This is a genomic window from Brevibacillus daliensis, from assembly GCF_021245735.1.
Taxonomy (GTDB): domain Bacteria; phylum Bacillota; class Bacilli; order Brevibacillales; family Brevibacillaceae; genus Brevibacillus_B; species Brevibacillus_B daliensis.
In genome coordinates, this window is record NZ_JAJISB010000003.1 from 1 (window position 1) to 14,604 (window position 14,604).

General features: G+C 37.4%; 5 protein-coding genes. 2 read left to right on the forward strand and 3 right to left on the reverse strand.

Annotated elements, in window-relative coordinates; genetic code table 11:
• Positions 1-846 precede the first annotated feature (846 nt).
• On the forward strand, positions 847-11,778 hold the full coding sequence (locus LM917_RS02890) for a non-ribosomal peptide synthetase (protein WP_232695994.1): 10,932 nt from the start codon (positions 847-849) through the stop codon (positions 11,776-11,778).
• A gap of 296 nt (positions 11,779-12,074) precedes the next feature.
• Here the strand turns inward: LM917_RS02890 and LM917_RS02895 are convergent, their stop codons facing one another.
• From LM917_RS02895 to LM917_RS02905, 3 genes are all read right to left on the reverse strand, one after another.
• Positions 12,075-12,800 carry a 4'-phosphopantetheinyl transferase family protein gene (locus LM917_RS02895; RefSeq protein ID WP_232695995.1) on the reverse strand — a complete coding sequence of 242 codons (726 nt, stop codon included), beginning with the start codon at positions 12,798-12,800 and terminating at the stop codon, positions 12,075-12,077.
• 360 nt (positions 12,801-13,160) lie between these two features.
• The gene (locus LM917_RS02900; RefSeq protein WP_232695996.1) at positions 13,161-13,376 is read right to left on the reverse strand and encodes a hypothetical protein; all 216 of its coding nucleotides are present in this window, start codon (positions 13,374-13,376) and stop codon (positions 13,161-13,163) included.
• A gap of 12 nt (positions 13,377-13,388) precedes the next feature.
• Positions 13,389-13,715, reverse strand: coding sequence for a hypothetical protein (locus tag LM917_RS02905; RefSeq protein ID WP_232695997.1), 327 nt, complete (start codon positions 13,713-13,715; stop codon positions 13,389-13,391).
• A 23-nt stretch (positions 13,716-13,738) separates the two neighbouring features.
• Between LM917_RS02905 and LM917_RS02910 the strand changes: the two genes are divergently transcribed.
• Positions 13,739-14,260 (forward strand): LptM family lipoprotein, encoded by a 522-nt coding sequence (locus LM917_RS02910; RefSeq protein ID WP_232695998.1) that lies wholly within the window; start codon positions 13,739-13,741, stop codon positions 14,258-14,260.
• Positions 14,261-14,604 lie beyond the last annotated feature (344 nt).

Sequence of the window (14,604 nt, forward strand, 5' to 3'; positions counted from 1 at the left end):
TGGAAATATGTACCCCTTCTTGATAAGACCTATACCTCTGCATGAGGTTGAAGCTACGATGCTAGGTCTGCAAAAGGGTGCTTGAAATAAGCACTCGACACATGTGGAGTGCTGTGTGTTGCTAACTAAGGAATAGTACTCGGATACCACATTTACCTAGAAAAACACTATAGAAGTTCAAGCATCATTTCAGCTTGAGCTTCTATTTTTCTTATACTGACGATATCTGAGCAGAACTATTTAAGCGTCGTTTACAGATTTCCGTTATTCCCATACTGGCAGCATGTTAATTACAAAGGCTCTTTGCCAAATTTTGCACCTGATTAGTGAAAGAGAAATATATCAATTGCACCTAACATAGGTACAATGTCTCTCCATCTTGGGGGACTTCCAACTTCTTCTTCCCATAAAAATACTCCTTTCGACCTTAGCTCAATTATAACTTAGAAGTTATCTGGGGTCTCATGGGGTCAGTATACAAGGATAGTAAACAGTCTGGAGAAAAAAAGATCCAAATCCAGGTTCATATTGGGATGTGGCTCGTAGGGGCATTGTAGTTTTATGTCGTTTAATTACTAAAATAGAAGGATTTTGATAATTTATGTTGAATTAACTCGGAAATACATTTTCTTACAAGTATTTATTAAAGAGTAAAGATGGGAGGTGGACAAAATAAGGATAGGATGGGATAAACGGGCTATCGAGCCAATAGCATCATGGAGCAAAAGGTATGAAGAAGTGAAATATACTCGATAATATATGCTATTGTGTGCATATTTTATAGAAATTGGCAGAATAAAGATTATCTGTATGTCGAAATAAAATGTATGGGATGGTGAAACATCAGTGAAAAAATTTTTAAGTGAAGGTATTACTTTAGGAAGTTACATTGAGAATAGTACAGAGATAGAGTTCTCTCCAGAAAGTATGAATTTTACGATTAATACCTCGCTTACAAACAGAATGAAAGCAATTGCCGAAAAAGATAAGAATTCAGTGAACACCCTTTTGTTTACTGCATTTGCAATTTTATTGTTTAAGTATACCCGTGAAGAAGAAAATATTATTGAAAATATAGTTTCAACTGAGAATATCAGTAATCAATACAGTTATTCTTTTATTAAGAATGCGATAAATGAAAATGAAACTTTTAGAAGTGCAAGTGTGGAAGAAAATGTTCAATTCGCTGAATTTTCAGGCGGTTTTAATAAGGCGGACAATTATCACAATGTTATCTTTGATACTGTGACTATGCTGAAGGAAATTCCTTTGTTAAAAGAACTTAAGTTTGGTATATGGATTAGATTTAGTGAAATTTCGCAAGGAATAAATGGGAGAATCGAATTTAACGCAAGCCTTTTTGATAAAAATGAAATTAAAAATTTCTCTGAATGTTTTATCAATATATTAAAAGAAGTAACAGAGAATCCGGAAATTAAAGTGTGCGAAATAGACATGCTTTCAGATGTAGAAAAGAAGAGGATTTTAGTAGAATTCAATGACACCAAGGAAGAATTTCCCAAAGACAAAACGATATCTGTGTTATTTGAGGAGCAAGTTGAAAGGACACCGGATAACATAGCAGTAGTTTATGAAGATAAGAAATTAACCTATAGAGAACTGAATGAGAAAGCGAATCAATTGGCAAGGGTGCTGCGGTATAAAGGTGTAGTGCCGGACAGCATTGTAGGAATAATGGTAGAGCCATCGATAGAAATGCTGATCGGAATAATGGCAACGCTAAAAGCGGGTGGAGGATACCTGCCTATAGACACCAAGTATCCTAAGGAAAGGATACAATATATGCTTGAAGATAGCAGAACAAGCATATTACTTGCACAAAAGGATTTGTTGGAAATAGATTTTAGGGGAGAAATAATCGACCTGAACAATGAAGAAGAATATTCAACGGAAGGAGAAAATCTAAAAAGTGTAAATAGCTCAAATGCATTAGCCTATGTGATATATACCTCCGGGTCTACAGGAAAGCCTAAGGGAGTTATGGTAGAACATATTAGCTTAGTGAATTTATGCATTTGGCATAACAATTATTATGAAGTAGATGAATCTGATAAAGCAGCAAAATACGCAGGAGTCGGGTTTGATGCTTCTGTATGGGAGATATTCCCATATCTTATATCCGGTGCTTCCATACATATCATCAGTGACGAATTGAAACTTGATGTCAATAAGTTAAATAAATACTTTGAGGAGAACGAAATATCAATAGGCTTCATGCCGACTCAAGTTTTTGAACAATTCATAAGATTGGAAAATAATTCATTACGGAGATTATTAACGGGAGCTGATACGCTCAGATATACAGAGAATAAGAACTATGAGATATACAATAACTATGGCCCGACAGAGTATACTGTTGTATCGACAAGCTTTAAGATAGATCGGGAATATGAAAATATACCTATTGGAAGACCAATAAGTAACACAAAGATATATATTGTTGATAAAAATAATAATCTTCAGCCAATAGGTGTTCCAGGAGAGATATGTTTATCAGGTAGCGGTATTTCAAGGGGATATTTACATAATGAAGATTTAAGTAAGGAAAAATTCATAGAAAATCCTTTTGAATCAGGCACATACATGTATAAAACAGGAGATTTAGGAAGATGGCTGACCGATGGAAACATAGAATTCCTGGGTAGGATAGATAGCCAGGTAAAAATAAGGGGCTATCGAATCGAACTTGGAGAAATCGAAAGCCAGTTACTGAAATATGAAGGAATTAAGCAGGCAGTTGTGCTGGATAGAGAGGATGGACAAGGAAATAAGTACTTATGTGCCTATATTGTATCCGAAGAAGAGATAACAGTACCAGAGTTAAGGAAAAACCTGTCTCAAAGCTTACCGACCTATATGATACCGACATATTTTATGCAAATAGAAAAAATGCCTGTAACACCCAATGGCAAGATAAATAGAAGGGCACTGCCAAAACCGGACGGAGAAATCGATACAGGAGTGGAATATATCGCTCCAAGAAATGAAGTAGAAGAAAAGCTTGTGAAAATATGGAATGAAGTATTAGAAGTAGACAGGATCGGAATAAATGATGACTTCTTCACTTTAGGAGGAGATTCATTAAAGGCTATAAAAATTGTGTTAATGATACAAAGAGAGCTAAATGCTGATATATCTGTAGGTGAAATATTTAGCCATCTGACTGTAAGAGAGCTGGGAGAATATATAGGGAAAACGAAAGAAGCTGTATATTCACCCATAGAAGTTGTAGAAGAAAAGGAACTGTATGAAGTATCCTCGGCTCAAAAAAGAATGTTTGCCCTACATCAGTTTTCAAAACAGGAGACCAATTATAATCTACCCTTCCTATTGCTTTTAGAAGGCGGGCTGGAAAGAAATAAAGTTGAAGAAACCTTGAGAAAGTTTGTCCAAAGACATGAAGCCTTCAGAACTTCCTTTGAATTGGAAGCTGGAGAAATCATGCAGAGAATTCATCAAACTGTTGAATGTAAGGTGGAATATGAAGAAATAAACACAGATTCAGAAGAAATAATTAAGTGTGAAGTAGAGAAATTCGTAAAACCCTTTGATTTATCAAAAGCGCCCCTTTTAAGGGTGAAGCTTATTAGGCTTGCAGCAGAGAAGCATATGTTAATGTTTGATATGCATCACATCATATCAGACGGTACTTCCATGGGTATTTTTATGGAGGAATTCACAAAGCTGTATAAAGGTGAAAGCCTAGAAGAGCTAAGCGTACAGTATAAGGATTATTCTGCCTGGGAAAATAAAATGCTGGAATCCGAGGCAATGAAAAAACACGAAAAATATTGGACAGAGATATTCAGTGATGGCATACCAGTACTAGATTTACCAATGGATTATCAAAGGCCAGCTCTTCAAAGCTTTGAAGGGGAAAGTATTGGCTTTAGACTAGACAAGAGACTAACAGAAAAGCTGAAGAAAGTAGGTAAGGATAACGGAGCAACCTTGTACATGACTTTATTATCTGCCTACAATATATTGTTAGCCAAATACAGTGGGCAGGAAGATGTAGTCGTGGGTTCAGCGACAGCAGGCAGATCCCATGATGATTTGCAGGGAGTAGTGGGTATGTTTGTAAATACCTTGGCTATGAGAAACTACCCTGAAGGAAAGAAAAGCTTTGCTGAATTTCTAGGAGAGGTAAAGAAAAATGCATTACGTGCATATGAAAATCAGAATTATCCGTTTGATAGATTGGTGGAAGCACTACATCTAAGAAAAGATGTAAGCAGGAATCCGTTGTTTGATACGATGCTTGTGCTACAGAATACGGATACGAAAGAAATTGAACTTGAAAATATAAGCATAAGAGAATATGCGTATAAAGGTAAAGTATCCAAGTTTGATATGACTTTGGAAGCAGAAGAAGTAGGGGAAGAAATAAAATGTAATTTAGAATATTGCACCAAGCTATTTAAGAGAGAAACCATCGAAAGAGTAATTCAACATTATATCAACATAGTAAAGGTAGTAACAGAGAATCCGGAAATAAAACTATGTGAAATAGACATGCTTGTAGAGGAAGAGAGACATAAGCTACTGCATGAATTCAATGACACCTATGCAGAATATCCAAGGGGCAAATCTATTCATGAGTTGTTTGAGGAGCAAGTTGAAAGGACACCGGATAATATAGCAATAGTATATGAAGATAAGAAACTTACTTACAGGGAGCTAAACAGCAAGGCGAATCAGGTTGCTAGAACTTTGAGAATTGAGGGAATAGAGGAGAATAAGACCGTAGGTATTTTAATTTCCAGATCTGCTGAACTTCTCATAGGTATACTTGGAGTGTTGAAGGCAGGAGGAACATATCTGCCTATAGATACGCAATACCCAACAGATAGAATTGAATATATGCTGAAGGATAGCGGTACAGGCATTTTGTTGACACAGGAAAGCTACCGTAAGCAGACGGAAGGATTGGGTATAAAAGTAGTAGGGATAGAAAAAATTCTGGAAACGTCCGAAGAATCCGTAGGTAATTTGAATCTCAAGTATCGTCCGGATAGACAGATGTACCTTATCTATACCTCAGGTTCTACTGGGAACCCAAAGGGAGCCACGGTAAGAGCCGATTCTTTTTCTAACCTTATGAACTGGTTTACAAGGGATTTTGAAATAAATGAAAGCGACAATATCCTCTTAATAGCACCTGTAGGTTTCGATTTAGCTCAAAAGAATCTTTACGCGTCCCTCATAAAAGGGGGGAGGCTGATTGTGCTTCCAGAAAAGATTTACAGCTATAACAATGTTCTTACACTGATGGACGAGCAAAAAATCACGATCGTGAATTGTACTCCTAGTGCATTTCAGTTAATCGTTGATACATCATCGGACTATCATGAATTAAGGCAATTGAAGTGGGTATTTTTAGGCGGTGAACCAATAAACATCCCTAAATTGTTAAGCTGGATAGATACACCATACTATCAGGCGGAGATAGTAAACACCTATGGCCCGACAGAGTGTACGGATATAGCGACATACTACAGAATACCGAATGAACAGATAAATAATATAGAAGTAGTACCGATAGGTAAGCCAATTGACAACGTAAAGCTGTATATTGTCAATAAAGATTATCAGTTGCTTACAGTTGGACAACCAGGAGAACTGTGTATAGCTGGTGACAGTTTAGGAACAGGGTATATGAACAAACCGGAGCTGACAGCAGAGAGGTTTGTGCCTAACCCCTTTGTACCGGGAACAAGAATGTACAGAACAGGAGACCTAGCAAGATGGCTGCCTGATGGCAACGTAGAATACCTGGGGAGGATAGATCACCAGGTGAAAATACGGGGCTTCCGGATCGAACTGGGGGAGATAGAAAACCAGCTGCTTTTCTATCCAAACGTAAAGGAAGCAGTAGTAGTAGCAAGAGGAGAAGGCGGAAGCAAGTACCTATGTGCATACATAGTAGGAGACAAAGAACTAACGGTAGGCGAGCTAAGAGAATATTTATCGAAGGTATTGCCGGACTACATGGTACCGTCATACTTCGTACAATTGGACAGATTTCCGTTGACACCAAACGGTAAGGTTGACAGGAAGGCGTTACCCGAACCTGATGGAAGCATGGAAACAGGGACAGAATATGAAGCACCAAGAAACGAAATGGAAGAGAAATTGGCAAAGATATGGCAGGAAGTGCTTGGGGTAGAGAAAGTAGGAATAAATGACAACTTCTTTGTCTTGGGAGGACATTCATTAAAGGCCATAAAAATGGCAGCAATTGTACAAAGAGACTTACTGGCTGAAATATCTGTAGATGAAACATTTAAAAACCCAACGGTAAGGGAACTGGCAGAATATATAGGAAATACCAAGGAAGCTGAATATTCACCGATAGAAGCTGTAGAAGAAAGGGAACTCTATGAGGTATCCTCGGCTCAAAAGAGATTGTTTGCCTTACATCAGTTCTCGAAGGAAGAAATCAGTTACAATATCCCGTACGTATTGGTTTTCGAAGGCAAACTGGATAGAGATAAGCTATCGGAAAGCTTTGCCAAGCTTGTGCAAAGACATGAAGTTTTCAGAACCTGCTTTGAAGTGGAAGATGGAGAAATAAAGCAGAAAATTCATGAAGCTGTTGAATTTAGAGTGGAATACGAAGAGAGAAACACAGACTCTGAAGAGATGGTCACCTCTGAGGCGGAAAAATTCGTAAAACCCTTTGATTTAGCAAAAGCTCCCCTTTTAAGGGTGAAGCTTATTAAGCTTGCAACAGAGAAGCATGTTGTAATGATTGATATGCATCACATCATATCTGATGGTACTTCCATGGGTATTATTTTGGAGGAATTCACAAAGCTGTATAAAGGTGAAGATTTAGAAGAGCTGAAAGTACAGTATAAGGATTATTCTGCCTGGGAACATAAAATGTTAGAGTCCGAGGCTATGAAAAAACAAGAAGAATATTGGACAAAGATATTCAGCGATGAAATACCTGTATTGAATTTGCCAATTGATTATCCGAGACCGAGTTTTCAGAGTTTTGAAGGGGAAAACATAGGATTTAGTCTGGACAAGCATGTAACAGAAAAGCTGAAGAACATATGCAAGACTAAGGAAGTAACCTTGTATATGACGTTACTGTCAGCCTACAATGTATTGCTTTCAAAGTATAGCGGACAAGAAGATATCGTAGTAGGTTCACCGATATTGGGCAGATCGCATGCTGATCTGCAACATATGGTAGGAATGTTCGTAAACACTCTTGCCATGAGAAACTATCCTGGAAGAACGAAGACTTTTGCTGGATTTCTACAGGAAGTAAAGAAAAATGCCTTGTGCGCATATGAAAATCAAAATTATCAATTTGATCGATTGGTGGAAAATCTAAATCTACGAAAAGATTTAAGTAGAAATCCATTGTTTGACACGATGTTTGTGCTACAGAATACGGATGCTAAAGAAATTGAGCTTGATGAGGCAAGGATTAAACAGCTTCAATTTGAAAGAGGCGTTTCCAAGTTTGATATAACTTTAGGAGCAGAAGAAAAAGGGGAGGAAATACGCTTTGAGTTAGAGTATTGTACCAAGCTGTTTAAGAGAGAAACCATAGAACGAATGATTGAGCATTTTAAGAATATAGTAAAGGCAGTAACAGAGAATCCGGAAATACAGCTATGCAAAATAGAGATGCTTTCAGAGGAAGAGAAAAAGGAAATAGTAGTCGATTTCAATAACACGAAAACACAATATCCCATGGATAAAACCATCTGCGAAGTCTTTGAGGAACAAGTAAAAAAGACACCGGACAATATAGCAGTAGTATATGAAGATAGGAAATTAACCTACAGGGAACTAAATGAGAAAGCAAATCAATTGGCAGGAGTGTTAAGAGGTAAAGGTGTAAAAGCAGACACAATCGTCGGAATAATGGTGGATAGATCAGTTGAGCTGATGGTTGGAATCATGGGAATAATAAAAGCTGGGGGAGCCTATTTGCCAATTTCTCCGGAATATCCGAGTGACAGGATAAAATATATGCTGGAGGATAGTAAAGCTACCCTGTTGCTGACACAAAAACATCTGGTGCATACGATACAGTTTGATGGAATTGCATTAGATTTAGAAGACGAACAACTATATCAAGGCAATAAAATGAATTTAGAAATAGTAAACAATTCCAATGATCTTGCCTATGTAATCTATACCTCTGGTTCAACGGGCAGGCCAAAAGGAGTTATGATCCAGCATGGTAACGTTATTAATCTTGTTACAGGGCTAGGTAAAATAATTTATGATCAATATACTGGGCCATTACATGTAGCTTTGGTTGCACAATATGTTTTTGATGCTTCAGTCAAGCAGATATTTGCCAGTTTGTTGAGAGGTGACTGCCTGCATATTATCCCGGAAGACTACAGAACCATAGGGGAAAAACTTGTAGAATACTACATTGATAACTCAATAGATGTTTCAGATGGAACGCCGTCTCATCTTAAATTGATATTGAGTGATAACAGAGAAAAAATAAAGGATATGACCGTCAAGCATTTTATATTAGGCGGAGAAGAATTGACCGTTCAAGCAGTTAAAGACTTATTCACACTTTGCGGTGAGAGAAAACCTGAGATAACCAATATATACGGGCCAACCGAATGCTGCGTGGACTCGACAGCCTTCTTGATTGACCGTGAGCGTCTTGATCTGTTGAACACTATTCCTATTGGTCGTCCGTTAGTCAATTATCGTGTATACGTATTGGACAAAGATAATAATCCTCAGCCGGTAGGGGTAGCAGGAGAACTATGTATAGCAGGAGACGGACTGGCAAGAGGTTATCTCAATAACCCGGAGCTGACAGAAGAAAAATTTGTAGCAAATCCATTTGCCCCAGGGGAAAGGATGTATAAGACAGGAGACCTTGTAAAATGGCTGGCCGATGGGAATATAGAATTTTTAGGCCGTATAGACCATCAGGTAAAAATCAGAGGCTACCGCATTGAAATAGGGGAGATTGAGGCTACGATCAAGAGACATCCTTCCGTTCAAGACTCAGTCGTACTAGTTCGCGAGGATAGCGCGGGAGAAAACAGAATAGTAGCGTACATTGTTCCAAAGACAAACAGTGATGAGAAATATAGTGAAGCGGGATTAAAGGAATACGTAAAGAAAAAACTTCCCCAATACATGGTTCCGGCTAAATTTGTTCAGCTTGAGTCTATACCGTTGAATACCAATGGTAAGGTTGACCGTTTTGCACTTCCTGAACCTGATATGCTGCAAAGAGATTCGGATGAAGGCTTTATCGCACCAAGGAACAAAGAAGAAATTGAAATGGCTGAAATTTGGGCCCAAATACTAGGAATTGAGAAAATAGGCATTGATGACGATTTCTTTGATTTAGGTGGAGATTCTTTTAAAGCCATTAAGCTGGTAAGAAGCATTAGCAACAACTTAGGGGTAATGGAGCTGTTTAAGAATTCAACGGTTCGTGAATTGGTAGCTTATTTATCAAAAGATGTAGCAAATAATAGAACTATGCTGCATGAGCTTACAAAACCTGTTGATGAAAAAAATAAAGTTGTATCACTCATTTGCTTTCCTTACGGTGGAGGAAGCGCGATATCTTATCAACCTTTAGCTAATTCCCTACCGAAAAATTATTCGCTTTATGCCGTTGAGCTTCCAGGCCATGACTACAGTTGCCCCGATGAAGAATTGGTTTCAATCGAGGAGAGCGCAGCTCGTTGCTTGGAGGAAATCATACAAAAGGTTAAAGGGCCTGTAGTTCTTTATGGACATTGTCTGGGTGCCACAATGTCGGTACTTCTTGCTCCTAAGCTGGAAGAGGCTGGTATTCAGGTTGATGGGGTTTTTGTTGGTGCTATGTTCCCGACACCGCGTATTTCCAATATGTTTTTCAACATGTGGGAGAAAATATTCCCCACTCAGTTGACGGACAAGGGCAATCGAGACATGTTGAAAATGATTGGAGGTTTAACTAGTGAATTTAGTCCTGATGAAACAGAATTTGTTCTTAGGAATTTGAAGCATGATGCAAAGGAATGTGTGAAATGGTATACACAGCACTATAACAGCAAGAAAAATACGAAATGTAATGCTCCAATCACATGCATCATTGGAGAGGGCGATAGGGCTACGGAATTTTATCAGGAAAGATATAAGGAATGGGAGCACTTTAGTGAAAATGTGGATTTAAAAACAATCAAGCATGCAGGACATTTTTTCTTTAAAAACCAAGTAGTGGAGCTAGTTGAGATTATTAAAGAGAAGGTTGACGTATGGAAGGAGCGTTCTTCTAAGGTATCTGAAACCAAGAAAACGAATGAAAGCAAAGAAAACAAGGTAAGTTTGAAAGCACCTACGAAAAGGCAAGTAGTTCCAAGTATGAATTTGTTTTTGATGGTTGCCTTAGTGCAGATTATTTCTGAAATAGGCTCAATCTTATCTACGTTCGCAACAGGTATATGGATATTCAATCAAACCCAGGCACTATCGGAATTTGCCATAATGTTTCTCTTGGGAATGCTTCCTACTATTTTGGTTCTTCCGTTTGCAGGTGCCATTGTAGACAGGTTTGACAGACGTGTAATTCTAATTATCAGTGATTTGGTTTTAGCAATATGCCCTTTAGGTTTGCTTATATTGTTATTTGGTAATGAGCTTCAAATTTGGCAAGTATATGTATTTACAATCATTACATCTGTTGCAAACTGCTTCAGGCAACCGGCGTATATGGCAGCAATTACGCAGATTACGCCAAAGATGTACCTGCCACAGGCAAATAGTGTTTCTCAATTTTCCGTTGCGATAGGAGGAATACTGGCACCAATCTGCGGTGGCGTATTTATGGATTCGATAGGTTTTAAGGGGCTTGTTCTCATTGATTTTGTAACATTCGCAATATCCGTTGTAGTTTTGCTCTTTTTGAGATTTCCGGATACCATGTTTACAAGATTAGAGGAACCTATTCGGAAGGAGTTAATGGGTGGCTGGAATTTTATCATGAAAAGAAAAAGTTTGGTTGCAATGGTTGTATTTTTTGTTGTAGTTAACTTTTTACTGAGCATGTTTCTGGTTACAATGACACCGCTCATCCTTTCCTTCACGAATTCATCAATGTTGGGGATTATTAATGCATTTTCAGGAATTGGAGTTCTCTGCGGAGCTATAGCTATGTTAGTAACTGGCGGTATGAGTAAAAGAGCAAAAGGGATGGTTGGTTTTGTAATTCCGTTAGCAGTTTCAATTATGATTGCAGGAATAAGACCACTACCTATTTTTGCGGCGATTGCTTTGTTCGGATCCTCTTTGGCTATAACTATTACAAATATTCATTGGCAGTCATTGATACAGGTTAAGGTTGGACTGGAATTGCAAGGACGTGTATTTGCTGTGAACCGTATGCTGGTGGCTCTATTAGCACCGATTAGCTATATTGTCGCAGCTATATTAGCAGATGAGGTATTCGCGTCTGTACTGACATCTAGTGTATTTGATTCACCAATCGTAAACATGATATTAGGCACAGGTGCAGGCCGCGAAATGAGACTTAGTCTGTTAATTGCTGGAGCAGTATTATTTGTTTGGGGCTTAATAGGGATCAGGTATAAACCATTGAGTGAAATGGATGATATCCTTGAAGATGCAACTCCAGGCGAAATTATTATTAAAGATAAGGATAAATTACAAGAAATAGCCGATGAAAAGATTAAAACGTTTTCAGGCGCGTCTGAAAGTGCTAAGAGTGGAGAACTTCCTCCTGTTGCGGGATAATGTAGATAGAAAATGTGTACAGTGCAAAAGAGCCATGCAGTAACATGACTTCCCGCGCAATAGCCACTTTTAAGAGCGGTGGGCTTCAAAAGACGAATCGATCAGAAATAGACCGTTACCTTGATCAGGGCGGTCTATTTCTTATTTCTGGAAATTTCAAACGAAAATGACTGAAGTATGGAGTGGAAATGCCGATTAATATTTATTTGTGGCGAATTGATAGAAACTATTTGTAAGGAATATGGGCTGAAAATTGCTGAGGTTGGTGTGAACAGGATTAAGTATATTTATGTTCGTTACATTTTGGTTTGAGACTTTTGAGTTAGTTCCTCAAGTTTGCACCTATGAAGATAATTCTCAACTACTTGATAGCCAGGAGTTATGTCAATTTTTTTGGGAAAAATATCCTTTTGTGAACAAACAGACATTTTGTATTGGGAATCTATACTATATTGTTGAAAATACCATTCATCCCCATTATCAACTAAAGAAATCCTTCCTTCGCTCTTTATGATAGAAAAGGTATCTAGTGGATGGTATAACCCTTTTCCAATAGCTTTTATATAGCTTTCTTTTAGTGTCCATAAATCATAAAAGTAGAGAATCCTTTCTTCTGCAGGCAGAGAATTCAACGTAGCAACCTCCAGTTTAGAGAAAATCTTATCTGATATTCTAATATCTATATCCTCAATTTTTTCAATATCTATTCCCACTAGAAAAGGTGCGGTGACACAAACAATCCAATCACCAGAATGAGATATATTAAAGTAATAATCTGGATTTTGTTCCCAAAAAGGCTTCCCATATTTATTTGTTGTTAGAAGAAACTCATTGTGTCTCATTCTAAAGGTTTCCATGATTGAAGTGCGAATTAGTAATTGCGCGATAAGTGAACGCCAAGCATCTTTGAATTTGACAAACTTACCTATTTTGATCCTTGACTCTGTCGGTAGATATTCCAGTATGTCTTTTAAGTCATAAGAATAAAGCAATTCTTCTAAATAAGCTGCACGTATCTTCACCTGTTTTCCCCTATCATAACCTATTATCTCTTTTCTCTTTCGTATATCTAAACCTAAGAATAAATATTTTTTAGTTTTCTAAAGAGGAAAGTTTGCTACTCACTATAATAGTATTTTACTACCATTAAATACTCAAGATACAATTCTTGTTTGTACACTACATTTATGTATAATTATATCTACTCCAGTTTTATTGTCAGTTGGCAACTTAATGATAGAAAGTGGGATATAGATGTTAGGAATTGAGAATATTGATATAACGGCTTACAACTATTGTCTTTGGCTACATACAGCCACTTTTCAAAGTACTCAAACAATGATGGATTCATTCGGCACTAGGTAGCCCCACACCATCAAGACCTAGATATCGTTCATTTTTTCTCTTCGCTCCTTGTTTTGGAATGCAATTATAACTTCATAAGCATCTTTAGGACTTAGTTTTGCCTTTTCAGCCTCTTCAAGGGCTATTTCAATAGTACGGAATCGAGGGACTAATTCCCCCTCATCATAGTTTAAATAGTATCGTCCATTCTCCACACTTATTTCAACCCCGTAATCAGAAAATATTACACTCATATTAACGCTCCCTCACTTTAATATTTCAGTAACGATGAGTTTGTCTAAAGGTACTTGATCTATTGTCGCTTCAGGTATTCCACCACCCGTATAACCTCCAGGAATCCACTGTGAATTTGCTGCTACCTCATTGCCATCGGGCATTCTTAAACCTGTCGGCTTTGGTATATTTACACGAACAGGCGAACTTTGGCGAATTTTGTAAATATTTATCCAAAAAGCTGGTAATTTAGTTGTAAATATTGTAACATAGTAAGGGGCTATTTTTTTGGAATTTTCATTCACAAGGTTATTCAAGGTGGGAATAGTATTAGCAGCGGTTGAATTTTCATAATACATACAAGGGAGAGACACAATTAACAATGAAAAAGATATTAATATTTGTATTAGCTATTTCTATGGTTGCTATCCTTGCGGCATGTGGTGGGACAGACAACGTAACAGTTTTTAAGAGTAAAGACAACAAGTTTCAAGTAAGTGCCTCTAGTAGTTGGAAAGATGCGAACGGCATGCTACATCCAGAAAGTGATCTTGAAATCTATGATCCTCAAAAAGAAAAATATTTCATGGCACTACTCGAATCAAAAGAGGATTTCACAGATTCTTCACTACAAAAGTATTATGATACAGTTACCGAATCATTCGTTTCTTCATTAGACACTCCAAAACAAGGAGATGTAAAAGAAGTTACGATTAATGGTAATAAGGCGCTACAATATACGCTTGAAGGTACTTCAGACAATTTAAATGTTGCTTATTTAGTCACAGTTATCGAAACACCTACACATTATGGTCAATTGATGGTTTGGACACTTAAGAGCAATTGGGATGGATATAAAGACGAATATACGAATTTGATCAACAGTTTTAAAGAAGCAAATTAATCCCTGACCTCTTGACCTGTATAGTTCTGAAAATACCCCATTAGCATGATACTTAATTATAAATAATAGCCTTTATTTAGGGGCTGTCCAATACGTCACTAAAAAGTAAAAGCAGATGGAGATAAACGTACGTTTTAACTCCATCTGCTTTTTTTTTGGGGTTATTGAAAGTAGTTAGGCGGATGTCCGCAACTTTTAATAGATTGTGTGCTATTTTACTTGAGTTAGATGCCCTTTTTTGAGTATCTATCATTTGACTAGCTCTCCTTTTAGTAATTATCACTTTGCTGATATCAACTGCGCGGTATTCTTCTCAATCACCATATTCATAAGTATAGCTATAG